Below are 26703 nucleotides of genomic sequence, written 5' to 3'. Positions count from 1 at the left end.
GCGGAACCCTACAGCCCCTTGAAGAGCGCCCGCACCTCGTCGAGCACGGAAGCATCAGCCACGACGACGGCCTTATCGCCGGGAAACAGCACCGTTTCCTCACTCACCACTTCCACGTCGTCTTTGGTGCTCACCGCCGCGATCAGGCTGTTGTCGGGCATTGGAATGGACGACGCCAACACGCCTGCTTCATTCGAGTGGTGGCGCATGCGAGGTACGACGACCTCCGACAGCAGCACGTCACCATGCGTGAGCGACGAAGCCACGCTCACGCTGCCAAGCAAGGTTTCCTCCTCGATGAGATTGGCGATGAGCGTCGTCGACGATACGCATTCGATGCCGACCTCCTTGAAGATGCGAAGGTTTTTCGGGCTGTTCACACGCGCAATGCAGCGCGGCACGTTGAACACGCGCTGAGCGATCTCGCACGATACGAGATTGTTGTCGTCTTGGCCGGTGGTTGCTACGAACACGTCGGCGCGACGGATGCCCGCATCCTCTTGAAACTTCGAATCGCATCCATCGCCGTGAATAACCAAGTAACGGCCCTCCAGCACCACCGAAAGCCTGTTTGCAGTGGTGAGATCCTTGTCGATGACAGCCACATCGTTGCCGCTTTGCAACAGCACCGAGGCCAGATACTCGCCGACTTTTCCGCCGCCCGCAATGACGATGTACATACCGCATCCTTTCGTGACGGGCGCAGGACGCCCTCATCCGGAGGTCAATCTTGAATGTACTTCGAGAACGACTCGATCAGCTCATGGCGCACGCAGGCGAGCACCGAGTCGCCGTTGTAGAGGATGGAATCGCGCGTAGGGATAGAACTTGCCGAACCATCACCGCGCTCGAACGCGATGATACGGATATCGTGGTCGCGCTCCAGCTCGGAGACGCGTATAGTACGTCGGTCCATCCACGTGAGATCGAGGGAAAAGCGCAATACCTCGAACTCGCCAAACGTATCGAGGTGCGATCCATGGCCTGATACGATCTTGCTGAATACATCCTCGGCCACGAGCGAGGTTCCGCACACATAGTCGATGCCAAGCTGCATATAAGCGCGTTCGTGATCGGGGTTGTACAGGCGCGCGATGACATGCGGCACGTCGAACAAGCGGTTCCCCACCTCGGCCACCATCAGGTTCGTGTTGTCGGACTGGGTAACCGCGGCCATGACGTCGCAATCCTCGACGCCGGCCTTGATCAGCGTCTCCTCGTCAAAGCCCACACCTTGCACGGTGGAGCCGTTGAAGGAGCGGCCGAGGTTCGCGAACGCGTCGGCATTGCGGTCGATGACGCACACGTTGCTGCCGTTGTCCGAAAGCATGTTCGCCAACTGAGATCCTACGCGGCCGCAGCCGACAACGATCACGTTGTTCATGCAAGTCCTTTCATAAGGCGCCAAGCGGCGCCGCCTATGCTGTGTGCCATAGCATACTGCATATGCCGCACACGATGCCAGCGCCGGCATCGAACGGCAACGATCGCGAAAGACGCAGAATGCAGCCGCCTATGCTGCGTCCGCAAGAGAGTACCGCCATCATGCGCTGCGTCCGCAAAGAAAAACGGCAGCCGAACGACCGCCGCATACGCAAGGCCTCGCGCACAAAGCGCTAGATCATCTTCATTTGGGAGAGGGTGTCTTTGAACCAGTTATCGTAGTTCGGGGGGCAGTACTTCTGAGCGTTGCCGTATGAAATGGTGTAGCCGTACATAGACGCGAGGCCAGCCACATGGGCGTTAATAGCTTCTTCCCAACTCGACCAACCAGATTGGCCCCAGCCCCATGCGTTGTAGGGCTTGAAGCAGTTCTCGCCCTTCGAGCTTTCGGTGTTGGAAATAGCGGGCGACCAGCGCGGATCCACGCTATTGTTCCAGGCGGCCTCCGCAAACACGGCCCCTTGTCCCGCAAGAGGCGATCCAGCCAGGTAGGAATCGATACGAGAGGTCCACTCGGCAAGGAAAGCATCTTTGCCAACCGACCAGTCGACGTCGCCAAGGGAGCCCATGGCCGATTCGGCCGACGTCTGCTGGGCGGCAGCCTTTGCCTGCTCGGCCGCGGCGATGCGCGCCTCTTCCTCGGCACGGGCAGCTTCCTCGGCAGCGATGCGCGCGGCTTCTTCCTCGGCCTCAATAGCGGCGATGCCTTGGGAAATATCGCGCGATGCCGTTTTGGTAAGCGACTCGCTCGCAGACGTGTCGGAGATAGGGGAAGACACCATCGCATCCTCGTTGGAAGCGGCGACGTTCGATTCGAGGCCAAACGATGCGGCATCCTGAGAGGCTCCACTACCCGCGGAAGCGAAGCCGATGCCGATGCATCCCGCCAGAATACTCGAAGCGCATCCGACTGCGATCACCCGCGCGGCGAAACTCGATTTCCGTTGTTTGAACCGCTTCTGTGCCAAAACGTCGTTTCCCTTTCAGACCACAGCGCAGCACCCCAAACCGCCGAAGCGGTTGACAGCGTGGTTTGTTGTAAGGGAGGTTGCTGCCGGAATGGGCGATATGCTGTTGTGACGACGTCCATTTTAGCCGAGCGGCGGCCGAATATCAAAAAAGTGTGAAGAGGTGGTTCACGGTTTGTTCGCTTGACAAATCGCATTTTCCCAAAACTGCAGATGGCTCTGCACACGGAAAACATGGCAAACAAGCGAACGAACTATGCATCGTCGGCAGGCGGCATCCTGACTGAATCGAGAAGCGAACGGCAATCCGAACGACGCCCGGATGAAAAGGCTCAACCGAAGAAGGGAAACCGGTATTCGCGACCGTACGGAGCCATGAGCACGAGCTCTCCCACGGGTCCCGGCACTCCGAACAACAGTAATCCCGCCGCGCAGAACACCGCGAACACCAGTGATGCCGCAAGCTTGAGGACGGACGATTTAAGAACGCAGCCCAGAACGAAGCACCCGAGCGCGATACAGAGCAACGGCCATACATGGGCGATCATAACGCCGATCGTGCGCCATGCGACGATGCCCAGGCTCATCGGCATCAAGGTCGCTCCGACGCAGAACACCACGAATCCGCCGGCGAACCCGTCCAGACGCCAACCCTCGGAATCGGGGAGCACCATGCGCAGAATACCCAGGACAACGAGCACAAGCGGCCAGAACTGCCACCAGGATGCGCCGAGGACAAACTCGGATGCAAGCACGCTCACGCCAAGGGTCAGCAGCAACGATCCGATCAGGAGCGCAGTCCTCACGTGAACGTCCGCAGCCTCCCTGCGGTCGGACTCGTCGCGCTGGGGCGCGGGAACCCGCTCCTCTTGGGCGGGCGCCGTATGCCGCGCAGGCGCAACCTGCTGCGGGACGAATCCCGGCGCAGCGGCATCGGGATAGGAGGGGACGTACGATCTCGGAGGGGCCGGCGCTCCACCCGGCATCGGCCGCGACCGAGCCATCGCCGGCGGCGGCTCGGGAGGCACATGCCCTGCACCGGGGTAGCCCGACAGGGAGCACCCCGTCATCGAGGCGGGAACGGACGGACGGGGAACCGCGGATGGATGTGATTCCCCGCAATCGACAGAGCCGTACGTGTCCGAGCGCACCGCGTGCGGCTCGACGTCCAAAGGCGCGAATACCTCGGGGGCCATGGGCACGGCGATCCATAAACCGACGTAAGCAAGCGCCAGCACGCCGCCCGAGGCAAGCGTCAGCACGATCGCCAGGATGCGCACAACCAGCGGGTCGACGTTGAAATACTCGGCGATACCGGCGCACACGCCCGCAACGAGCCTCTCGCGCGATCGATACAGCCGCTTCTCGTCTGTCACGCTTCCTCCTGATCGTGCCTTTCGAGAACGTTTTCCTCGTCCGAACCGGACATGCGCTCGACCCGGATGGTCATAATGCGGCGGCGACGCATCTCCTGGATCTTGAAACGGTACGCGTCGAATTCGAACTCGTCGCCAGTCTGGGGAACCGAGTCGAGCATGCTCATAAGCCAGCCCGCAATGGTTTCGTAATCGTCGGAATCCCGAACAGGCCACCCGAGCTCTTCCGCCTCTTCAACAGGGAACCGACCGTCCACGATCCAAACGCCATCGTCCACCTGCTTGATGAATGGATTCTCGCGATCCGTTTCGTCCTCGATCTCGCCGACGATCTCCTCCACGATGTCCTCGATCGTTATTAAACCATCGGTGCCGCCGTACTCGTCAACAACGATAGCCATCTGTTGACGTTTCGTTTGCATCTCGGCAAGCAACGGGAAGATGTCCTTGGTCTCGGGCACGAACATTGCCTGATACGCGTATCCGACGATCGGGTCGTTCTCCTTGCCGTCCATGAGGGGTCCCACGAGATCCTTGTAATGGACGATGCCAACGATCCGATCGATATCCTCGTGGTATACGGGTAGGCGCGAGTAGCCCGTCCCGCGCATGCGATCAACAGCCTGGCGCACCGTGTCGTCGTCTTCGACGAGGATCATATCCACACGCGGCTGCATGATCTCGCGCACCGTCATGTCGCCGAGGTCGATAATCTCGTGGATCATGCGCTTCTCGTCCTCGAGCAGTTCGTCGTTGTCGGCGACCATGAACCGAAGCTCGTCTTCCGATACGCTCTGGCGCTCGTCGGCGCTCTTAATGCCCAGCAGGCGCGACAATCCATTCGCAGAAGCCGATGTGAGCGCTACGAGCGGCGACGCGACTTTCTGGAATATGGCGAGCGGCCCGGCGACAGCCTTGCTCACGCGCTCTGCATCAGCCAGCGCAATGCGCTTGGGCACGAGCTCGCCCACCACGATGCTCAGATACGACACGGCCAGGGTGATAAGAACAGGCGCGAGCGCAGGCGCGGCGAAGGACAGCCATCCAATGCCGAAGCCCGACAGCCATGAGGCGAACGGTTCCGAAAGATTCGTTGCCGCAGCAGCCGACGCAAAGAATCCCACGAGCGTGATGGCCACCTGGATAGTGGCGAGAAGCTGTCCTGAATCGCTCGCCAGATCGAGCGCGCGCCGAGCGCTCTGATCTCCCTCGTCCGCATCCTTTTGCAGCAGCACATGCCTGACGTTGACGAGGGCCATTTCCGACATCGAGAAATACCCATTGATGAGAACCAGCACGAACGTGACGACAATACTGACCCAAACTTCCATAGGTACTGCGTTCAACTCCTTCATAAGCGGTGGACGGCGCCGTCTACCTCCCTTATCGACGCCTGCGCCCGGCGACATCGGGCCTCCGGGGAATCATGGGGCTGTCATGCCCGCGCGCTCTTGCACGCGGCCGCCTACATGACGTACAACATGATTGCCAGGAATTGCAGAATGCTTCCGGCAAGGACCCAGAGATGGAATATCGAATGCATGTAGGGCACCTTCTTCAGAACGTAGAAGATGCACCCGATTGAATAGCAGACCCCTCCGCCCACGAGCAGCCATAGGCCGGGAGCGGGAATGGCTTGAACGAGAGCCGGCAAAAACCAGATGACGCACCAGCCCATGAGCAGGTACAGCACGGCCGACACCCAGCGCGGGCGAAACACCCAGAACGCTTCGCACGCAACCCCGACGAGAGCCACAATCCACACGAACGCACACAAAGCCGTCCCCCCGGCATCGGCAAGCGAGATGAGGCAGAAGGGCGTGTAGGAGCCTGCGATGAATAGGTAGATGCAGCTATGGTCGAGAATCTTGAATATCTTCTTCGCTCGCTCGGCGGTGAGAGCATGATACAGCGTCGACATCGTGTACTCGAGCAGCATCGTGAAGGTGTATACGAGCGCAGCGAACAGGTACACTCCGCCACCGTCGTCCAGAGCCCGCGCGACGAGCACGGGAATGGCCGCGATGGCAAGCAGCACTCCGAGACCATGCGAGACGGAGTTGGCCACCTCCTCGCCCGCCGTGTACTCGCGCACGCTGTGCTTCGTTGCGGCACGCGCTGAAACGCCGGGAGTTCGATGTCCGTTCTCATGTGCATCATCTTCGGGCTTGAGCTGCGACGGTACCCAAACCGAAGGCGGGTGCGCCAATCCGCTAGACTCAGCCGATCGTTCGGGAGCAAGACTGCCCCGGTCGGCGCTCGAAGCGCCCCGCTTTTCGGTTGTCGCAGATTCGTTCATACTCGTCACTCTATCATAGTTCCCCGCGGCTTGATCCATTCGAGCCAGGCGGCCGCATCCTCTTCTCGAGCATCGATGAGTCTGATGGTCGTGCCTCCGATGCCCGCCGCCGTCCTCACGTTGATTGTAGCCGTACCGGCACGGCGCTGGAACGGATTCGTCTTCGTGTAGCCGAACTGTATCTTCTTGCGCGGGAAGCTGATGGTCTCGCGCGAGAAGCCGCCGTTGCTCACCTGCATGAAACGGCGATTGTACGCAAAACCCGAACCGCGATACCACAGTACGGCTCCCACCGCGTCCAGCGCGAACAGCACAAGGCACAGTGCGTAGCCGATGATGGCCCCCATGTTCGCAAGCCACACGACGAACACGTCCTCGGAGGAGGAGGACGATCCCATGAGCGCATTGATCGAAATTTGAGCGACGATGACGACGACGGCAAGCCAAAAGCCCGATCCCTGCAAAATACAGCGGCGGATGAGGGCGCGGCGCAACGCCACCCGCGCGACTGGCGTGTTCTCGGCCGGTACGTCGGAGAACTCGGGAATGATGCCCGCGAGTATCTCGGGCACGCGGCTGAGCTTCACGAACGGATGGATGACCAGTCCCTGCTGATTGAGGCCGTTTTGCTGCTCCTGCCCTTCCTCGGCAGCGTCTATCTTGCCGAGCGAAAGTTCGCAGTATCCGAGCAGACGGCGAACGAAGCCCTGTTTCACCACAACGGACTGCACGCGGTCGACATCGACGCCTTGGAAACGATGCTGCAGAAGACCGTGCTCTACTTCGATGCGGTTCGAACGTCGACAGGCGCGAAACCCACCGTAGGAAATACAGGTGCCCACAGCTGAAAGCAACCAGAGCACCACAGCCGCCACCACGAACGCGGCGATGCCGGCCGCCACGATGTTGCCGCCGAATAGACGCGCGCCAAACGTGGTCACATTTCCCACCATCGGTTCGAATGCTCCGAACAGCAACGGTGCGATCTCGCCGGCGAACTGCGCAACCGCACCGAAAATGCCGAGGACCACGACGATGAACGCCGTATTGTTCGAGAGCCCCGTAAAGACGAGCTCCTTGTTGGACATGCCGTATTCGAAGGTGACGCGACCGGTATCGACGGCGGCCCCTCCGAACACGCCGCGCACATCCTGCCAGATCTCGGCGGGAGCGTCCAAGACGTTTCCGTCGGCCGCGCCGGCGCCTGCGTGCGCCGCAGCGGTTGCGGTTGGCACAGAGCCGCCTTGAACCGCGATGCCGCTCTGTACGGCCGCCTGATACTGCTTGCGGGCGAACAGCTCGCGCCGCAGCTCCTCAGCCTTCGTCTTCTGCACGTACGGGACGGTGACAGCTTTGTTCGACGCACCGCCTGCCGTGTCGATGCTGACCGTGCACACGCCGAAGATGCGCTGCAGCAGCGTCACGCGCTGGTCCACCGACTGGATGCGCTGATAGGGAACGTGGACGCGCTTCTTGTTGAAGATGCCGCGGAAGAGGTTGAACTCCTCGGGGCCCAGCTCGTAATATAGATGCTTGTACGCGACCACCTGGTAGGCCGCCGTCAACCCAACCACCAGAACGAACACGAGCACGACGCCGCCGATGATGAATATGAGCATAGGGAGGTCACCGCGCGTTATCGATTCCCCATCGGCCAGCGCGCCCACGATAGCCGAGAAGCCGGAGAAGAACATGATGACAAGCACCATGAACGCCGTGCTCAGGCTGCCGAGCCAGATGTAACTATGGTGCACATGCTGACGCTCCGGCTGGCCGAAAGGCGCTCCTTGCTGGCCGGCAGACGCAGCCGCAACGCCGATCGGAGGAAATCCAGGTTGAGATTGCGCGCCAGGTTGAGGCGGCAACGGCATGCCGGGCAAGGGCTGGACGCCGGGCTGATAGCACGGTTGCGCGCCGACCGGCATGCCGGGTTGGGATTGCGCGCCGGGCACCGGTTGAAGCGGCATGCCAGGCTGGGGCTGAGGCGTGACGGGTTGGGGTTGGGGCGGCATGCCGGGTTGACCGAACTCGCCGGGCTGGTGCTGCTGATGCGAATCCGTCATCACACGTCCTCCTGGGCCAAACGCGCAAGCTCGGCTGCACGATCGCGCAGCTGTTCAGCTTCTTCCATGCCAAGACCGGGTATCTCATGTTCGCCTGCGGCTGTAGCCACAGTGACGCTCGACAGGCCGAACGCCCGCAAGACAGGTCCTTGCCGCGTATCGGTGTTCTGAACGCGAATGAAGGGGATGATAAAGCGCTTGCGCCATATGATGCCGCGCGCGATGTCCAAATATTCGGGAGACATCTCGTAGCGCCACCGCACATATCGGATGGGCGGCAACACAACGAGCCATACGACCAGGGCGACGACGTAGGCGATCGCAACCGCAGCCAATACGATGAATATCCAGCCCGCAGGCTCCGCAACCGCCGCGATGGCAAACGGGATGAAGCAACCCAGGAACACGACGGTGAGCCAGATTGCGTCGTTGATGCGCCACACATTTTTGATCTTCGGATCGAGCTGGTTGGTGGGCAGGTCTCTCATAATCGTCCTTCGATCGCCTGTTTTCAGATAATCTAGACATACTACCAGAGCCACCGGACATGATTGAATCCGCTCGCGCATTGTCGCAAGGATTTTACGAGCCGCCCTTTTGGCTTGCACCGTTCATACCCCTGCGCACGCGGCGGTCAGCCACCGGACGCATCCGCAACGACGATCGGAGGCATACGGCGGTACCCGCTGCGCATGCGACAGCAGACGGCGCACATGCCCGTCCGGCGTAAGGTATACTCGAAGCCGAAACGCATACGCGCGCAATCGGACAGGAAAGCGAGGATCTATGCGCTACGAGGAATTGAAGGACGAGATCAAGGCCGCCATGAAGGCGAAGGACAAGGTGCGCTTGTCGATCCTGCGACAGGTGCATGGCGAGATAAAGAACATCGAAGTGAACGAACGACGAGACATCCAGGATGCAGACGTAGACGCCATGCTCAAGCGCCTCATCAAGCAAACCGGGGAGACGCTCGAAGGCTCCATCAAGGCCGGAAACGACCAGGAACGAACCGACACGCTGGCCAGGCAGGTGGCCATCTTGGAAAGTTATCTGCCCGAGCAAGTATCGGGAGCTGCGCTGTCAGCCCTCATCGACGACGTTCTGAAGGAGACCGGAGCGACCACGAAGAAGGACATGGGCCGCGTCATGGGCGCGCTTGGAAAGCGCACTGCCGGCAATTTCGACAAAGCGGAGGCCGCCAAGGAGCTGGGGCAGCGCCTGGGTTAGGCACAGCGCCTCGCAGTCACACCACGCGGAGCGGAGGCGGGTCCTGACCGCCTCCGCTCCGCATCTAGGCGAACGCGGAAGATCAGTACAGATTGAACAGGTATTCCTCTTGCTCCGCCCATGCGTCTTCATCGATGACCCATTCGCCGTTCTGCTTGACAAACTCGATGCTCACATAGTATGTGGTCAAGTCGGTCGTTGATTCCATGGTGCTTTTGAGTATCTCGCCGATGCTTGCCATCGCAGCCGCTTCGTCCGTCGTGTCTATCTCGCCAGCGTCGACGGCGGCCTGGACGTTGTCCGAGAACTGCGAGGCCAGTTCATTGCCGTCGCGCTGCGTCACATCGGCGTAGACGGTGCCGGCATCGTCGAAGGGGTACGCGCCGTCCAGCTCGTAATCAAAATCAGAGACCATCCATTCGGCCAGCATGGAGGCTTCGACGCCCAGGTCCGACAAGCTGAAGCCGTTATCGTCCAGAAAGGACTGATCGATATCGGCGGCAAGTCGCTCCACAACAGCGGCGTCGACGTTCTTGTACGTATCGAGCCGTGCGCTCGCGGCGGATTCAAGAGCCGCTTCTTCCTCGGCGGCATCCGAGGAACCGCCGGCCGATCCGCTCGACGAATCGGCGATCAGACCGGAGGAAGAGGACGATACGGACGAATCGATCGCCTCATAGAAAGCGGTGCAACCGGCCACCATACCGACGATGAACCAGATGATCGAGAACACGATGCCGATGATGCCGCATACCTTGCTCGCGGTAGTCTTGCCATCTTTGCCGCTCAACTTCACAGCCTTTGACGCAAGCACGATGGCAACGATGCCGAGCACGATGCCCACGATGGGCAGACCGCAGAAGATGATCGCCAGAATACCGCAGACAAGCGCACCTGTCGCCTTGCCGCTGCCGGACTGAGCTGGCTGGTAGTAGGGTTGAGGCTGGCCATAGCCGGGTGCGGGCGGCTGACCCGGCTGCTGAGGATAGCCGGATGCAGGAGGCTGGCCGTATGCCTGGGTGGGCTGGCTATAGGGTTGCGCGGGCTGGCCGTACGCTTGCGCGGACTGATCCGAAGCGGGCGGCGTTCCGTACGATTGCGTGGGCTGACCTGCGAATCCGGTCGGCTGCTGCGGCGCGCCGGCCGTGAAGGGCTGCGGTACCGGCGGCGGTACCGGCGCGGTAGGCGACTGAGGAGCGGCATCGCCCGGCTGGAAGGACTGGGCGGTCTGTGCGGACGGCGCGTCGGCGCCGGCAGCCTGCGCGGTCGACTCTGCAGGCAGCGACTCGTCTGCAGCGGCTTCGACCGCAGGCAGCGACTCGTCCGAGGCGGGCTCGGCTGCCGCGGCGGGCTCGGCCGGTTCGGCGGGAGCAGCAGGCTCGGCAGGCGGCTCGGGCGCCGGCTGCTCCGGCGCAGGCTGGTTGGGCTTGTTCTGATCGTCCATGGTTCGTCCTCACCTGTTGTCGTCGACGGCGCTGCGCGCCTACGATGATTAGATAGGGCCAGTATACCTTAACCGCGCCCATAAAAGATGGAAGTCGATGCGCCGGCCGATGCGCAGCGTCCATGCAGAAGGCCGCACCACGGCGGCCTTCTGCATGGCTTCGGCTCAAAGCCGATCGTGAGGTTTCATTCGCACATCAGTAGTGCGCAAGATCCTCATCGCTGACCCGACCACGGAACGTGCGGTAGATAATCACGTGGTACAGGAGCACGAGCGGCAGGCCGACGCACGTGATGATGGTCATCCACATGAGTGTGAGTTCGGACGACGACGCGTTCATCGCCGTGAGAGACGCTCCGACGCTCTCGGCCGAGGCCACCACGAAATTCGGAAACATCGACGTAGCCAACAGCCCGACCAGCATAAACGCAGAAGCCGACTGTGCGATGAACGCACCGAGATCGCACTGCTTCTTCAGTGAGAAGAAAAGCGAGACGCCGATGCCGGCAAGCACGAGCACCGCGAACACCCAACGCAGCGCGCCGAGCGCCGGGTCCATGGCAGGCTGGATGACGGCCAGCGCGTACACCGACACCAGCGCGAACAACACAACAGCCGCAATCTGCAAAGGAAGCCGCAGCTTGGCTGCACGCGCCTGCAAATCGGAAGGCTTCGGAGCCTTGAGCGAAAGCCATGCTGCGCCTTGCGCCATGAACATCGCCAAGCCCAGCAGGCCGCACAGCAGCGTGAACGGTGAGATCAGCCCAAGCAGCGGAAAGCCCGAATAATCGCCGTTGGCATCCATCGGAATGCCGGCGAAAACGTTGCCAACAGCCACGCCGAACAACAGCGCCGGCACCAGGGATCCGACAAAAAAGCACCCGTCCCACAACCTGCCCCACTTGGGATCGTGTCCGCGGTATTCGAGCGACACCGCACGCACGATCAGCCCGAACAGAACGAGCATGATAGCAAGGTAGAATCCGGAGAACGTCGTGGCGTAGGCGGCCGGAAACGCCGCGAACAGCGCACCGCCGGCCGTGAGCAGCCATACCTCGTTGCCGTCCCACACCGGCCCGATGCTGCGGCGCACGACGGCCTTTTCGGTATCGCCCTTGGCGACAAAAGGATATAGCACGCCCGATCCCAAGTCGAAGCCGTCAAGAACAAAGTAGCCCGCGATGAGAACGAATATGAGCATGAACCACAAGCCCTGGAAGAATGTAAGTTCCATTGCTACTCACCTTCCTTCGCCAGATCGTCGGAAACGCCGATCGCAGACGCCGTCTCGTCGCTGCCTGCAGGAACTTCCGCAGGCGCCGTGCTCGCTACGGGGCCCTCCTTGATGAAGCGTCCCATGACCCGCGCCCAGGCGACAATGAGGAGCAGGTACACGAGTAGGAACAAGGTCATGGTGATAAGCAGCTCAACGTTGGATACCGATTGCGATACGCCCTCGTTGGTCAGCAGGCTCACGCCTTCGGGGCCGGTCGCAGATGGATAGACCACCCACGGCTGGCGGCCGAGCTCGGCGGTGAACCAACCGCACTGAATGGCGAGCAGCGGAAACACCGGCGATACGACGATGAGCCGCTGCAGCCACTTCATGGATTTAATCTTACCTTTACGTTGGAACAGAAGCGCCAAGAACACCGTGATCGCGATGAGCCCAAACATGGCCACCATCAGATGGTAGGTCTGGAACACGAAATTCACCGGAGCACCCTCAACATCGAGAGCTCCGTACTGCTCGCTTTTCGCAAGGTCGTTGAGACCCTGGAATTCGGTGTCCCACGTGCCCGTAGCCAAGAAGCTCGTGCCTCCGGGGATCGAGAACGGAGTGACAACCTGCTGGTTCTCTTCATCGACCCAGCCGAAGAGGTACAAATCGGGCGCTTCGCCTTCGTACATGCCCTCCATCATGGCGAGCTTGGTGGGCTGCTCTTCCGACACGACGACGGCCGACGAATGGGCGGTGCCCAGCATGACGACGGTCGTGACGATGCCCACCACGGCGCCGATCTTGAGCGTTTTCATGGCGAAGTCCTGATGGCGGCCCTTCAGCAGGTACCATGCGGCCACCGCCATGGCCACGAACGCGCCCATGATGAGCAGCGCCACCACGACGTGCGAATAGCGGGCAAGAAGCGACGGGTTGAACGCCGCGGCGAAGAAGTCGGTGATGACGGCCTTCGATCCGTCGGCAGCGAGTTCGGCGCCGGCCGGCGTCTGCATCCAGGAGTTTGCAATGAGAATCCACAGCGCGCTCAGGCAGGAGCCGAGCCAAACGAGCCAGGCCGAGACAAGATAGAACTTCGCCGAAACACGCTTGCGGCCGAACAGGAGGATGCCCAGGAATACCGATTCGAGGAAGAAGGCGAGCAACGCTTCAGCGGCCAGCGGCGCACCGAAGATATCGCCGACGAAGCGGGAGTAGTCTGCCCAGTTCGTTCCGAAGGAGAACTCCATCGTGATGCCCGTGGCAACGCCGATCACGAACGTCGCGGTGAAGATCTTCACCCAGAACGTGGTGGCCGCAGCATCATGCTCGTTACGCGACCGATAGTACCGAGTTTCGTTGATGGCCAGGATCAGTCCTAAACCTATGGTCAGCGGCACGAAGAAGAAGTGGTACGCCGCCGTGCACGCGAACTGCACGCGCGCGAGCAACACAGGATCGGAGAGGAAATCCATTGCACACCCCCTTACTTTCTCAGTCGAAAGAACCTTTTGAGGGGTATTGTACCACCATTCGTGGATTTATGTTACTGATTTTATATCAATTTAGACTGCGCCGGTACCGGCCGCGAAAAACCCGTGTCCGCCGCGTCTCTCGTACCAGGCGAGCCGAAACCCCCGTCCTTACGAGATATGGCCGAGGAAGTCCTTCGTTCGGTCGGATTTCGGATGATCGAACACCTCTTCAGGAGAACCCTGTTCCACGATGAAGCCGCCATCCATGAATATGACGCGATCTGCGACGTCCCGCGCGAAGCCCATCTCGTGCGTGACGACGATCATGGTCATGCCGCCCTTGGCCAGGTTCTTCATGACACCAAGCACGTCGCGCACAAGCTCGGGGTCGAGGGCACTTGTAGCTTCATCGAACAGCATAACGTGCGGGTCCATGGCAAGCGCACGGGCGATGGCGACGCGCTGCTGCTGGCCGCCTGACAGTTCGGCAGGCTTGTAATCGATGCGATCCCCCAGGCCCACGTGCTCAAGCTGCTCAATGGCGACGCGCTCGGCTTCGGCCTTGCTCCGCTTGAGCACCTTCTGTTGGGCCAGCATGACGTTGGCCTTGGCGGTGAGGTGGGGAAACAGATTGAAACTCTGAAACACCATGCCCACTTTGGCACGCACGTTGTTGATATCGGTCTTCTTGGCGGTGATCTCGGTATCCTCGAAGAATATCTTACCGTCGGTGGGTGTCTCGAGCAGGTTCACGCAGCGCAGGAGCGTGGACTTGCCCGACCCCGATGGCCCGAGGATAACGACCACTTCGCCGCGGCGGATATCGAGGTCGATGCCCCGTAGCACCACGTTGTCGCCGAACGATTTGCGGAGGCCCTCGATGCGCACAACCGGTTTGTCGTTGGCTGCTCCCCCGTTGACCTGTGTCGTAGGAGCTGCGGACGAGCCTTCGGCGGCCCGGGCTCCTCCGCTTGCTTCGGACGCGAGGGCGTTCTCGTTGTTCGGTTCGCTCATGACCGCACCTCCCTAGTGGCTGATCCGGCCGCTGCCGGGAACCAGATCGTCGTCGATGGGCCCGGCGAACGTCTCGGACATGCGCATGCTGCGCGCCACGGCCACATCGGAATCGGGCACGACCGACGCCTCGGATGTGATGCTGCGATCGCCGGGGCCGCTCTTCTTGCGCTTGCGCTTACCGCGAGCGAGGCGCGCCTCCATCGAGTTGATGAGCTTCGTCATGGGAATGGTCACGATCAGATAGAAGCCAGCAGCCACGATGTAAGGCGTCACATTGCCTGTTGCGGCCGTGATGGTCTTCGCATACATCATGATCTCCATGACGCCGACGGCGGCCAGAAGCGAAGTGTCCTTGTACATGAGGATGAATTCGCTCGTCATCGTGGGAATGACGCGCCGCACGGTCTGCGGGATGATGACATAGAACATGGTCTGCGCACCATTCATGCCCAACGAGCGCGCAGCTTCGAACTGTCCTGTATTGATGGACTGAATGCCGGCGCGGAAGATCTCGGCCAAGTACGCGCTCGAATTGAGCACGAGCACGATGACGCCCAGCATGAACAGATCCATGCTGATGCCCATGAGCGGCAGCCCGAAGAACGCGATGTATATCTGGAGGAACAACGGCGTGCCGCGAACCACATTGATGTAGGTGGCCCCAATAGCACGCGGGATACGGCTTTTCGCCATCCGCAGAAACGACCAGAGCAACCCGAGCGGAATGGCCAGCGGGAAGCTGACCACAACGAGGCCAAGGGCCAGGAGCCAGCCGCTAAATACCGCGGGCACCGATGTGACGATAATGGTGGGATCGAAGAACAAGTGGAGGAACTTGTTCGAGTTCCACGCCTTCACCCAATCCTGCTCGCTCAGCATACTCGACAACTGCTCGGCAGGAGTGGAGCTGACAATGTCGATGACCTGGTCGGATGACGGCATGGCGAGGGTCTGTCCCTCGGCTGTGACATAGCTGCCCGCAGGCCCGTACGAGCCTCCATCGGCGGGCAGGAGCGTTCGGTTGCACTCCACCATGATAAGCGCACCGGCCGGCGTCGGCTCGGGGAACGACACAACGACCCGCGTCCCGTCTTCCACTGAAACTTCGGAACCGACGTCGAGCCGATCGAGCCCGTTGAGCACGGTCGTCTTCACGTTTGACGCCTCGACCGTCGAGCCGCCTGGCAGCTCGATGGTCACTTGCGACAGCGACTCGCCCTCATCGGACTGACCCTGCCAGGTAACACGGGTGGGCGTGGCCCCTAGGACGGCGTTTTCTCCATCCTGGTTCGATTTGGCCGTCCAGCGCTCAATCGTAAGCGCCTGCGCTTGCGCGGAAAGGGCGAACGACAGGACGAGCGCCGCGGCGAGGATGATCGCCGCGGCGCCGAGCGAGCGCTTCGTCGCGCTCTTCATGTGGTTACAAGTGGCGAGCATCGCGTGCAGACCGGCTTATCGGATCCACTGATTGGCGATTTCGTCATACTTCCCGTTATCGCGCACCGCCTGCAGCGCTTTGTTGAGCGCCTTCGTGAGCTCAGGATTGTCCTTGCTGACTGCGATGGCGTACTGTTCGCCCGTGGGGATCTCTTGGATTACTTCGCAATCGGTGTAGGCGTTTTTCACATAGTAGTTTGCAACCGGCAGATCGACGGCAACAGCATCGATACGGCCGGACTGCAGCGCGGCGAACACGGCCGTCATCTCGTCGAAGCCTACAACCTCGACGTCCTTGATGTTCTCGGCAGCCCACTCGTAGCCGGTCGTACCGGTCTGGGCGCCCACCTTCTTGCCGGCAAGGTCTGCGGCGCTCGTGTAGCCCGAGCCGGTCAGCACCGTAAGGCTCTGGTTCACGTCGCACACCGGATCGGTGAAGTCGACATCCTCGAGGCGGTCGTCGGTGATGGTGATGCCCGAGACGCCCACGTCGGCCTTGCCGCCGGTCTGAATGAGCGGAACGATGGTGTCGAACTTGGTGGAGGGCAGGTAGTTGCACTCCAGGTCCATCTCCTCGGCGAGGGCCTTCATGAGGTCGACCTCAAAGCCTTCGGGCTGGTCGCCGTTAAGATTCTCAAACGGCGGGAAATCGAGCGAAGCGGCAACGGTCAGCTTGCCATCCTCGATGAGCGCGTAGCCGGTATCGGATGAAGCGCTCGACGAATCCTGCTCGTTCGAACCGCCCGACGAACATCCGAAGAGGGCGAGCGTTGCGGCAAGCATGCCGGCAGCGACAAGCGCACCCCATTTCTTGATAGCCATGATCCTCCCCTTTCCACCGCGTCCACAAATCGGAACAAGAATGACGCAGCTACTTTACTATAAAACGCACCCCTTCAGTATAGAAGAGGTAACTTCCCCGAACGGGTGCTCGAAGCGCCTCCCGTACCCGCGAACGGTCGATTCTTGCGTGCGTACGGTTTAGCGCACTAAAGCGCTAGAGCGCATCGGACAAGCGAGCGACCAACCGATGACGCCGGCATAGTCGATGTGCGCCGGTTAGACAAGCGGCCAACAGACGAGCAGCAGCACTGCAAGGAACGCGACGTTGTATGCCGTGAATCGCGCAAGAAAGGCGCCCGAAGTATTGCGGGCAAGTTCGGGACGGTGCGGAAACGACGCGAGCACGGTGCGGTACTGGTTGAACGTGATGAGACTGGCAAGCGAGGCAACGAGCGTGCCCGCGCCGCCAATGTTCACGCCCACGAGCAACGCCTCGTAGCTGCCGGCGAAGTGCGAGAGCAGCACAGCGGCGGGCACGTTGCTGATAATCTGGCTCGTACCCACGCTCGCCAGAAGCGCGCTTTGTCCCATGAGTCCTGAAAGCAGGCCTTCTATCACGGGTATGCGCGCCATGTTGCCGGCAAACACAAAAAAGCATGCGAAGGTGAGCAGCAGCCCGTAGTCCACAGTCCGTAGCGCGCGACGGTCGAACACCGCAAGCACAAGCACAACGGCCGCAAGCGCCACCGGATAGGGCACGAGTCGAAACACCGAAGCAATGACGAGCGCAAGCAGCGAGAAGTAGACGACGACCCGCCGGCGCTCACGGGCGGTGATGCGCAGACGCGCGTCAGGATCGGAGCGGTCGGCGGACGCAAGACGGCCGCCGACAGGCTGCGGATGGGTGGCTGGGTGCGGTTGGGCGACGGGGTGCGGCCGGGTGACGGGGTGCGCGCTCGCCCTCCCCTGTTTGGAAACGAATGTTTCACGTGAAACATTCGTTCGATACGATGGCACAGCGCGGATCTTCGCTTCTGCGCGATTCGCTTCCGAGGGGTTCCCTTCTGAGGGATTCCCTTCCGGTCGGCGCTTTGCTTCCGAGGGGTGCGCCTCCGCGTTGCTCGCTTTCGCTTCTCGCCTCGCTTCCGCGGGGTTCGCTTCCGATCGGTTCGCTTCCGAAGGGCTCGCTTTCGCTTGTTCTCCGATCGCTTTCTTCTCTGGAGCTTGCGGCGGATCGGGCTTCAGGAATAGCGCGCAACAGAGCGCGATGAGCGCAACCGATACACCGAAGGGCAGCGCCATCACAGCCAGGAAGTCACCCAGCGGGATAGAGAAGCGCTCGTAGAGGTACAGGTTTTGAGGGTTGCCGAAGGGCAGGATCATACCGCCCAGATTGGCCGCGAGGTTCTGCATGATGAACGCGAACGGCAGCGCACGCTCCCAGCCAGCCTTGATGAGCGTTGCTGCCGCCAGCGGCAGCATCATGATGAGGGCCATGTCGTTGGTGGCGAACATCGACAGCGCAAGCGTGGCTCCCACGAGCGCGGTCACCGCCGCGCGGCACGTCGCGAAACGCGCCACCACGAGGCGCGCGGCATGCTCGAAGAGCCCGATGCCGCGCAGCGCACCCACCACAGCCAGGATGCCAAACAGACACGCAAGCGTTTTGACGTCGAAGTAGCCAAGATAGGCCTCGTCGAACGGCACGAACACCATGGTGATGAGCGCAGCCGCCGCCGACACGATGAGCACCATGCGAGTACGGACAAATCGGATGAGCGAGTCCATGGGCGCGCGCACGCGAAAACGCCCCCGAGCGTCGTTCGTCATCGGGAGCGTTCCGTCTTGCTGTGCCACCATGCATGCATCATGGGATCAGTGTAGCATGCTCGTGTACCGTGCTATGGGAGGTGGCCGCGCACGAGCGGGCACACTCAGGGACTGCTGCGAGAGGCGGGCCGCGCACGAGCGCGCGCCCAGCGGTTGCAGCAAGAAACGAACCCCGCCCGGCGGTTGCGGCAAAAACCGAACCCCCACCAGAGCGCGCATGTCCCGTTGCGGCGGAGGCCAAGTCACATCCGAACGCATGCCCAGCGGTTGCGGCAGCGGGAGCCGAACCCCGAGCGCGCGTATCTTGCTGCTGCCCGGACGGAGCGATCGCGTCGTGGCGCTATCCTTCGAAGTGCTCGGCGGCAACCTCCAGCTGGCGGATGATATCGATGCCCTGCGGGCACATGGCCTCGCACGCGCCGCAGGCGCTGCAATCGGAAGCGCGACCGGGTACCGCCTGCCAAGAGTACAGGCTCTTCGCGAACGAGCGGTTTTCGGTCATGAGCTCGAGGTTGAGCAGGCCTAGAATAGCGGGGATAGCCACGCTCTGCGGGCAGTCCTTCACACAGTAGCGGCAATTCGTACACGGGATGGCGCCATACCGCGCAGAATCTCGGCCGCCTGATCGAACGCCCGCTGCTCATCGGGGGAGAAGGGGCGGCTCGCACGGTAGTCGGCCACGTTTTGTCGCACCTGCTCGAGCGTAGACATGCCGGCAAGCACCGTGAGCACGTTCGGCATGTTGTAGCAGAAGCGGTACGCCCACGAGGCCAAGCTCGCTTCCGGGTTCGCCGCGCGCAGCACCTCAGCCACGCGATCGGGCAGCTCGACGAGCCGTCCTCCGCGAGCAGGTTCCATAATCACTACCGGAACGTTGTGCCTTTGCGCTACTTCCATGCAGCGACGCGCTTCGATCACCGGATCGTCCCAGTCCAGATAGTTCACCTGCAACTGTACGAAATCCATATCCGGATGAACGGCGAGCAGCTCGTCGAGCGTGTCGGCTCCGTCGTGCATCGAGAAACCGACGTTCCTGATGAGGCCCTCCTCCTTCTTCTGTCGCGCAAAATCCCACATGCCGTACTCGTCGAACTTGGCGGTGCGCTCGCCGCCTACGTTGTGCAGCAGATAGAAGTCGACGTAGTCGAGTCCCATGCGCTCAAGCGATGTGCCGAGGTTGCTCTTCGCCTCCTCCGCATGGGGACTCGCCCATGCCAGGCACTTCGTCGCCACCGTATACGCATCACGCGGATAGCGCTTGACCAACGCCTCGCCGAGCGCCTTCTCGGACGCGCCTTCGTGGTAGACGAAAGCGGTATCGAAGTACGTTCCGCCACCCTCGATGAACGCATCCACCATCTGCGTAAACTGCTCGAGGTCGATGCTCTGCTGGTCGTTCGCGTCGAGCAGCGGCAACCGCATGCACCCGAAACCCAGCTTCGCTATGTTCTGAAAATCTGATCGCACCTGTGCTCCTCTCGTCGTGTGACGGGAGCAATCATAATTCCTGGAGCGCACTCCAAGTCAAGCGAAAAGCGGAACTTTATGGGCGAAGCGTTGTTTCACGTGAAACAATCGGGTGTTTCAGCACGCCTGTTCCATGTGGAGCATCGCATCGCTTCCCCGAGAGCGGCAGCGCTTCAGCGAACCTCGTCGAAGAGACGGCGGAATTCGGCCTCGAACGCGCTGTTCTTCAGGCGGATGAACGAGATGTCGTGCTCCACGCGAAAGCCCTCGAGCGGAACGACTCGCAAGCTGCCGGCTTCGAGTTCGCGCGCAACCGCCGCCTCGTAGAGAAACGCGATTCCCAAGCCGCGCGCAGCGAAGATCTTGATGACGTCGAGGCTTTCGACCATGCTTGTCTGCCGAAAGCCCTCAAGGGACAAATTCCGTGCAGCCAGCGCATGCTCAAGCACCGCGCGCGTGCCCGATCCCGGTTCGCGCACCAGCAGATGCTCCGACAGCAGATCCTCGATGCAGTACGCTCCGCACGTCAGCACATGCTCCGCCGCACACACGCATACAAGCCGTTCCCGCCGATAGACGTCGCATTCGTAGGCGCTCCGATCGAACATTCCCTCGACGAACGCACAATCGATCTCCCCTGCCTCGAGCAGTGCCAGTAACTCGCGTGTGCCGCCCGAGCGCACGGTCGCGCGGATGTCGGGGCGTTTCGCCAGGTAGTCAGCAAGGGGCGCAGCCACCAGATACTCGCCGGCCGTGAGGGTCATCCCCACGCTCATGTCGATGCGAGCGCCCGAAACCGCGGCAGCAACCCTCTCGCGCAGCAGGCGCTCGTCATGGTCCATGGTGGACAACGTCGAACGCACAAGCTCGCCGGCCTCGGTCAACGTGAGCCGCTTGCCGCGGTAGTCGAACAGCCGCGCACCGTACGCCTTCTCCAAGTGGGCGATATGCTGCGAGACGGCGGGCTGCGTGATGTTGAGCGCTTTGGCGGCCCGCGTGTAGTTCATCGTTCGACACACCGTCAAGAACGTCTCGACGCGAAAATCCTGCATGGCTGCCTTCCTCTGATTTCGTCCAACCGCCGCGTGCTCAACCGCGCCCGTTCTGGCGCAGCTCGATGCGCGTGCACCCTCTGCCTCCGTATTCGCTGTCTTAATCATAATACAAATTTATCGATACATAAATATTTATTAGTTTTCTTTCTCCACGGCTCGTGAAAGAATAGCGCCTACGCGATTGAGTCGAACCCGCCGAGCGCTGTTCGACGACGAGAAAGGATCCGCCGTGCGCACCCTTATTGAACACGTTCCCATTCCCATCGCCGGTGTGGCTCTTGGATTTGCAGCCCTCGGCAATGTGCTTGCGCCTTCGGCAGAGGCGGCGCACATCGCATGCGGCGCGCTCTCGACAGCGCTCATTGCGCTCCTGATCGCGAAGATAGCACTGTTCCCTGCTTCGATCCGCGACGACCTGCGCAACTCCATTCTCGCCAGCGTAAGCGCCACCTTCTTCATGACGCTCATGCAGCTGTCCACCTACATGGCGCCTCTGGCCTACGTCCCCGCATTTGCGCTTTGGGGAGCCGCCATCGCGTCGCATCTCGCGCTTATGGTCGGGTTCTCGGTGCGCTTCATGACACGCTTTAAGCTATCCGAAGTGTTCCCCACGTACTTCATCTGCTATGTGGGAATCATCGTGGCGTCGGCCACTTCCCCAGCCTTCGGAATGGAAGCCCTCGGACACGCGCTGTTCTGGATGGGATTCGCCTTCTATCTCGTACTGCTGGTCATGGTCACGTACCGGTACGTGAAACACGAGATACCCGAACCCGCTCGGCCTCTGTTCTGCATTTACACGGCCCCGATGAGCCTGTCTATCGCAGGCTATCTGGCCACAGCAGCAGACCCCAGCCCGCTGTTCGTCGGCATCCTGCTTGTGCTCGCGCAGGCGTTCTACCTGATCGTGCTCACGCGCCTGCCGCGGCTTTTGCGCTTGAAGTTCTACCCCAGCTTCGCCGCCATGACGTTCCCCTTCGTCATCACGGCCACTGCGCTGGGGCAGGCGTCCGCATTTTTTGCATCGTCCGGAACACCGCTGCCGACCTTCGTCGACGCGCTGATCGCCGCCGAGACGGGAATCGCTGCCGTGCTGGTGGCCTACGTGTTCGTGCGCTACGCAGTCTTCCTGCTCGGCCATGCCGAGCTGCCCGAACGCGGAACCGTGGGAGACAGTCGGCTGCTCACGCGCCTCGCAGCCCGCTTCGAGCGCGAACACGCCGATGCAGAGCCTCTGTCGGAAGCCGTTGCAGGCGAGGTCATTCCTCCATTTCCAGCGCGCGGGCCAGTATCTGCATACGCGCTTCGACATCCTCGATGATGCGGCTGCAATCCTTGAGCTCATCGTAGGAGTCGATACCCTCCACCTCGCTCACGGCCTTGTACTTCAAGTCATGCTCCAAGCTGGCCCAGAAGTCCATGGCGATGGTGCGCAGCTGCACCTCCACCGGTATGTACTCCTTCTTGTCGAGGAAGTACACCGGGATGCGCACGATAACGTGCAAACTGCGGTAGCCGTTCGGCTTGGGGTTCTTGATGTAATCCTTCACGGTGACGATGGCAAGGTCGTCTTGTTTACGCAAAAGCTCGAGCAGGTTGTACACATCGTGGATATACGAGCAGATCACACGCACGCCCGCAATGTCCATGATGTACTTCTCCATGTTTTCGAGCGTCGGCTCCTTGCCATAGCGCTCGAGCTTCTCGAAAATGCTCGCGGGTTTTTTGATACGCGACTCGATATGATGGATGGGATTGCGGTGCTTCTTCAGGCTGAGATCCTGATCGATAATCTCGAAGCGCACCTTCATCTCGCGCATCGCGGCTTGATACTTCTGGATGATCTCGCGCGTCCTTGCCTCGGCGCCATGCAAGCGCGCAAGCTGGCTCATGGATTCGCGCAGGTCCTCTTTCTCGGTGAATACCCCGCGCACGACATCGCGCGAAGGCGCGTCTTTGACCGATAGGCTTCGGCTCGCTCGGCGCTGCTTTCTTCCTGGCATGCTCCCGCTCCTCATACGTACGCTTTCGTATCATGATAGCCCCACGGCACCAAAGAAACGAACCGCGCACGCGATTTTGCCCAAATCGCCAGAACTGCTTTCCGCAGCGCAGGCTCGAAGGGAGGGGAGACGGGGCTCAGCCGACTCTCACCTGGTTCTTACCGGCGCGCTTCGCCTCGTACAGCGCCTTGTCGGCGCGGGAGAAGACGCTGCGATACTCCCGATCGTCGGCAACCGTCTGCGTGGCCCCCACGCTCATGCTGACGGAAACCGGAGCATCCGGCGAACTCAGGCATATGCCTTCGACCGCATGGCGCATGACCGAGAACACCCGCAGCGCCGCCTTCATGTTGATATGCTTCAGCAGCACGACGAACTCGTCTCCCCCGACGCGGCCGACGATGTCGGTCTCACGGCAGTTCGCACGCAGGATGCTCGCGACCTCTCGCAAAAGCTCGTCGCCCTTCAAATGGCCGCACGTGTCGTTCACGGCCTTGAAGTCGTCGAGATCGACTACGGCGAACACGCTGCTGGCCGCCAGATGGGAATCGGAGAGTGCGTCGTTGACAAGGTCGCGCGTTGAAGCGTGGTTGGACAGACCGGTGACAGCATCGCACTCGGCCTTCAAGCGCAGATCGCGTTCGGCCTGGATATTGTCGATAAGGCCGACGAGGTGCCACGAACTGCGTGCGTCCCCGACAACGAACAGGTTCGCTCGGTACCATCGGTACCCTGTACCGTAGTAGTCGGCGCGGTACTCGATGATCTGGTTGCTGGATCCCGCGCGCACCTGCTCGAACATCGACTTGACCGCCGCGACGTCATCTGGATGCACCTCGGTGCGGCCCGCCGTGCCGAGCACTTTCAGATACGAAGGAATGACCTGCAGCTCCATGCCGTTTCCCGTACGGTCAATATAGAGCTGCACCGTGTCGGACTCCGAATCGTAGTCGAAACTGATAGCGTGCGCGAGCTCGCTCAGAATGCGGAACCGCTCGTTTTGCCAAGCGCGCTCGCGGCGCTCACGCACGGCGTCCGTAACATCATTGAAGGCGCACTGAACGACGCCCGGGCCCTCCGTCTCATCAGCCAGGGCGAGAACGCCCTCGACCCACCGCTCTGTTCCGTCGCCACGACGCACGGAGTTGGTGAACGGGATAGGATCCGATCCCGACGTCAAACGCTCGACGGCGCTTCTCAAGGCCTGCGTGCCGCCCCTGCCAAACGGACTGCGCGACCCTTCGCGCGCAAGTTCGCGAAACTCGTCGTAGGATGCACAGCCGAATACGCGCCAGGCGGCGCGATTCGCCGACACGATAACGGGATCCCGCTCGACCGTAAACCGCAGGATGCCGCACGGGATAGCCTCGTAGAGCTGCCGCTCGCGCTCGGCTTGTCGCTTGAAGCGCAGATCGCGCTCCTTTTCTTCGGTTACATCCATAAGCGCGATCACCACATACGTCGACGTGGGGCCGCAATGCGCGAACGCCGCTGAAAGCAGGAGATAGCGCAGCTCTCCGTTGGCATGCCGCACGCGCACCGTGCACTCTGCCCGTCGTGCCCCCGCGCGGAGCTTTCCGATCACGTCGGCTACGACCGGACGATCGGAGGGTTCCGCGATCTGAAGTGGGTCGATACCGCAGAGCCGCTCGAACCTTTCGCGCGTCGTCCCAAGCAGTTCAAGGGCGGTGTCGTTGCAATCGAGCAGTGCAGCCTTGTGCTCTTCGATGCGGAAAAACGCCAAACCGCCCGGCACGCCGTCCATCGCCGCGCGCAGCCGATCGCGCAGCGCACGCTCCTCGGTGATTTCGCTCAGCGTGACGAACAGCGTCGACGTCACGCCGTCGCTCGACATCCGGCGCAGGCTCGTTCGTATCCACATCTCCCCGCCCGAGCGATGCACAAGCAGCTCGCTCACCCCTGCTCCCGCTTCGCCTACGGCGCGCTCCAGCGCTTCATCGAAGCTTTCGCGATCGATTGCGTCGAGCGGGCCGAACAGATCGTCGGGCGTGCGCGCGAACACATCGACCGAGAGATCCAAAGCTTCGTGAAACTCGTCGTTCGACCTGATTACCTCGAACCGTTCGCCGTCATACTCCACGAGCGCAGCAGGACCTGCGTAATGAGCGAACACAAATCCCGCAAGCGATTCCGCATCCCACAGTGCAGACGCTTCCGTGTTGAATCGACGTGCGGCGCGCGAATCGAAACGGCCGTGTTCGGCGTTTGCCATGAGCTCTTCAAACGAAGCGCGGTCGATCGGCTTGGAGAACAGAAAGCCCTGCATCATATCGCACCCGACGCTCGCCAAGAATTGCGCTTGAGATTCCGATTCCACGCCTTCGGCGATGACCGGCAGATCGAGCCATCGAGCCATGCGCACAACCGACGCGAGAATGACCCCGCCGCGCGTGTCGTTGCGCGCATCGAGGAACCGCAGGTCGAGCTTGAGCACATCCACCGGCACGTCTTTCAGGGCGTTGAGCGATGAATAGCCGCTTCCGAAGTCATCCATCTCGATGACGAAACCCGCCTGCTGGAGCAGCGCCACGGCTTCGGCCAGCTGTTTCGGATCCTCCATGTACGAGCTCTCGGTGATCTCCAGATGGAGCAGATCGAAGGGTATATCGTGTTCTTCGACCAGGCTCACCAGGTATTCGCATAGGTCCGACCGATAGATGTCCTTGCGCGAGACATTCACCGACAGCCGCGGCACGGAGCAAGCACCATCCGCTCCGGCAGCATCGAGCCAGGTGCGCAGGCAGCGACACGCCTCGGCGAAGATATAGTAGTCCAGATCTGAAACGAGGCCGGTACGTTCGAACACGGGAATGAAGTCGCTGGGGCCGATGATGCCCTTTTCTGGATGATTCCAGCGCGCGAGAACCTCGGCGCCCACAAGCCGGTTCGTGCCGTGCTGATACTGCGGCTGAAAATACAGCTCGAATTGGCCGGCCTTGAGCGCGTCTGCCATCTGGCCAGCCAGTTCCTGCTCCTGTACCACCGACTCGCGCAGAGAATCATCGTACATGGCGTACCGCTCGGATCCCGACTTTGCGGAGCGCAACGCCAGCAGCGCGCGGTCAGTCATGAGGCTCACATCCAATGACGGGTCGTCCACCCGGTACATGCCGATCCGCACGAAGAACGCAAAATCCAGCGGATACGCGCTCAGCCAGGAATCCAGCATCCCAAGCACGTGCTCGGGGTTGCCGGCATGTTCCGGCAGGCAGCAGACGAAATGGTCTCCGCGCAGATGAGAGGCGACGCTCTTCGCCGGCAGCGCCTGCCTGATCGAGGAGCCGATGGAGCGGAGCAACCGATCGCCTTCCTCGGTTCCGTAGCGATCGTTGAACACCTTGAAGCGATCGATATCTCCGTACAGAACCACAAACCGCTCGGAAGGATACGCGTCGATAAGCTCTCGTGCAGCCTGGTTGAAGCCCTGCCTGGTGGCGAGCCCTGTCAACGGATCGCGTTCGAACGCACTCAAGTAGGTGCGCCCCCCCCCGGCTCATTCTGCGCGCAAACGAACCTCGGCTGCACCGTCTGACTGATCCGCCGCGTTGTTGCGCTGCAACCGTGCCGTCCACC

The 26703-nt window shown here is 61.3% G+C and carries 22 protein-coding genes; 2 read left to right on the top strand and 20 right to left on the bottom strand.

Annotation, left to right across the window (positions count from 1 at the left end; translation table 11 throughout):
* Positions 1 to 8 precede the first annotated feature (8 nt).
* The 8 genes from C2L71_RS05125 to C2L71_RS05090 all read right to left on the bottom strand — a co-directional run bounded on the left by C2L71_RS05125 (position 9) and on the right by C2L71_RS05090 (position 8637).
* Positions 9 to 680, bottom strand: coding sequence for a potassium channel family protein (locus C2L71_RS05125; protein WP_103264707.1), 672 nt, complete (start codon positions 678 to 680; stop codon positions 9 to 11).
* Between the two features lie 44 nt (positions 681 to 724).
* Positions 725 to 1384 (bottom strand): potassium channel family protein, encoded by a 660-nt coding sequence (locus tag C2L71_RS05120; protein WP_103264706.1) that lies wholly within the window; start codon positions 1382 to 1384, stop codon positions 725 to 727.
* 232 nt (positions 1385 to 1616) lie between these two features.
* Entirely contained in the window at positions 1617 to 2411 is a 795-nt protein-coding gene (locus C2L71_RS05115; protein WP_103264705.1) for a CMP-2-keto-3-deoxyoctulosonic acid synthetase, read from the bottom strand.
* A gap of 332 nt (positions 2412 to 2743) precedes the next feature.
* Positions 2744 to 3787 (bottom strand): PspC domain-containing protein, encoded by a 1044-nt coding sequence (locus C2L71_RS05110; protein WP_103264704.1) that lies wholly within the window; start codon positions 3785 to 3787, stop codon positions 2744 to 2746.
* Entirely contained in the window at positions 3784 to 5118 is a 1335-nt protein-coding gene (locus tag C2L71_RS05105; protein ID WP_103264703.1) for a hemolysin family protein, read from the bottom strand. The genes C2L71_RS05110 and C2L71_RS05105 overlap by 4 nt, the downstream gene beginning before the upstream one ends.
* Before the next feature lie 134 nt (positions 5119 to 5252).
* Positions 5253 to 5882 carry a PAQR family membrane homeostasis protein TrhA gene (gene trhA, locus C2L71_RS05100; protein WP_187143276.1) on the bottom strand — a complete coding sequence of 210 codons (630 nt, stop codon included), beginning with the start codon at positions 5880 to 5882 and terminating at the stop codon, positions 5253 to 5255.
* Between the two features lie 209 nt (positions 5883 to 6091).
* Complete coding sequence (locus C2L71_RS05095; protein ID WP_239926386.1) at positions 6092 to 8149, bottom strand: PH domain-containing protein; 2058 nt, start codon at positions 8147 to 8149, stop codon at positions 6092 to 6094.
* Positions 8149 to 8637, bottom strand: a complete 489-nt coding sequence (locus C2L71_RS05090; protein WP_103264701.1) for a PH domain-containing protein — start codon at positions 8635 to 8637, stop codon at positions 8149 to 8151. The genes C2L71_RS05095 and C2L71_RS05090 overlap by 1 nt, the downstream gene beginning before the upstream one ends.
* Positions 8638 to 8935: 298 nt before the next feature.
* Between C2L71_RS05090 and C2L71_RS05085 the strand changes: the two genes are divergently transcribed.
* Positions 8936 to 9379, top strand: a complete 444-nt coding sequence (locus C2L71_RS05085) for a GatB/YqeY domain-containing protein (RefSeq protein WP_103264700.1) — start codon at positions 8936 to 8938, stop codon at positions 9377 to 9379.
* A gap of 82 nt (positions 9380 to 9461) precedes the next feature.
* On the opposite strand, the gene C2L71_RS05080 is transcribed toward C2L71_RS05085, so the two are convergent.
* The 10 genes from C2L71_RS05080 to C2L71_RS05040 form a co-directional block, all read right to left on the bottom strand.
* Entirely contained in the window at positions 9462 to 10823 is a 1362-nt protein-coding gene (locus tag C2L71_RS05080) for a hypothetical protein (protein ID WP_103264699.1), read from the bottom strand.
* A 196-nt stretch (positions 10824 to 11019) separates the two neighbouring features.
* The gene (gene cydB / locus C2L71_RS05075) at positions 11020 to 12057 is read right to left on the bottom strand and encodes a cytochrome d ubiquinol oxidase subunit II (protein ID WP_103264698.1); all 1038 of its coding nucleotides are present in this window, start codon (positions 12055 to 12057) and stop codon (positions 11020 to 11022) included.
* A 2-nt stretch (positions 12058 to 12059) separates the two neighbouring features.
* Positions 12060 to 13517, bottom strand: a complete 1458-nt coding sequence (locus C2L71_RS05070; protein WP_103264697.1) for a cytochrome ubiquinol oxidase subunit I — start codon at positions 13515 to 13517, stop codon at positions 12060 to 12062.
* A gap of 168 nt (positions 13518 to 13685) precedes the next feature.
* On the bottom strand, positions 13686 to 14531 hold the full coding sequence (locus C2L71_RS05065; protein WP_239926383.1) for an amino acid ABC transporter ATP-binding protein: 846 nt from the start codon (positions 14529 to 14531) through the stop codon (positions 13686 to 13688).
* Positions 14532 to 14543: 12 nt separating this feature from the next.
* Positions 14544 to 15971, bottom strand: a complete 1428-nt coding sequence (locus tag C2L71_RS05060) for an amino acid ABC transporter permease (protein WP_239926381.1) — start codon at positions 15969 to 15971, stop codon at positions 14544 to 14546.
* A gap of 15 nt (positions 15972 to 15986) precedes the next feature.
* Positions 15987 to 16793, bottom strand: coding sequence for an ABC transporter substrate-binding protein (locus tag C2L71_RS05055; RefSeq protein WP_103264695.1), 807 nt, complete (start codon positions 16791 to 16793; stop codon positions 15987 to 15989).
* Between the two features lie 237 nt (positions 16794 to 17030).
* Entirely contained in the window at positions 17031 to 18584 is a 1554-nt protein-coding gene (locus C2L71_RS05050; RefSeq protein WP_157938928.1) for an SLC13 family permease, read from the bottom strand.
* 340 nt (positions 18585 to 18924) lie between these two features.
* Entirely contained in the window at positions 18925 to 19128 is a 204-nt protein-coding gene (locus C2L71_RS12270; protein ID WP_239926379.1) for a 4Fe-4S dicluster domain-containing protein, read from the bottom strand.
* A 17-nt stretch (positions 19129 to 19145) separates the two neighbouring features.
* A complete protein-coding gene (locus C2L71_RS05045) occupies positions 19146 to 20051 on the bottom strand; it encodes an aldo/keto reductase (RefSeq protein ID WP_239926377.1) in 906 nt (301 codons plus the stop codon).
* Positions 20052 to 20224: 173 nt separating this feature from the next.
* Positions 20225 to 21103 (bottom strand): LysR family transcriptional regulator, encoded by an 879-nt coding sequence (locus C2L71_RS05040; RefSeq protein WP_103264693.1) that lies wholly within the window; start codon positions 21101 to 21103, stop codon positions 20225 to 20227.
* Positions 21104 to 21335: 232 nt separating this feature from the next.
* Here C2L71_RS05040 and C2L71_RS05035 point away from each other — a divergent pair, with 232 nt between their 5' ends.
* Complete coding sequence (locus C2L71_RS05035) at positions 21336 to 22427, top strand: TDT family transporter (RefSeq protein ID WP_103264793.1); 1092 nt, start codon at positions 21336 to 21338, stop codon at positions 22425 to 22427.
* Here C2L71_RS05035 and C2L71_RS05030 read toward each other — a convergent pair.
* A complete protein-coding gene (locus C2L71_RS05030; RefSeq protein ID WP_239926375.1) occupies positions 22366 to 23109 on the bottom strand; it encodes a GTP pyrophosphokinase in 744 nt (247 codons plus the stop codon). The two genes, C2L71_RS05035 and C2L71_RS05030, sit on opposite strands and share 62 nt — an antisense overlap.
* A 136-nt stretch (positions 23110 to 23245) precedes the next feature.
* Complete coding sequence (locus C2L71_RS05025; RefSeq protein ID WP_103264691.1) at positions 23246 to 26602, bottom strand: EAL domain-containing protein; 3357 nt, start codon at positions 26600 to 26602, stop codon at positions 23246 to 23248.
* Positions 26603 to 26703 lie beyond the last annotated feature (101 nt).

Source organism: Enteroscipio rubneri, assembly GCF_002899715.1.
GTDB classification, from domain to species: domain Bacteria; phylum Actinomycetota; class Coriobacteriia; order Coriobacteriales; family Eggerthellaceae; genus Enteroscipio; species Enteroscipio rubneri.
Note: the sequence above shows the minus strand (reverse complement) of the source record. Positions and strands in the feature narration are given on the sequence as shown.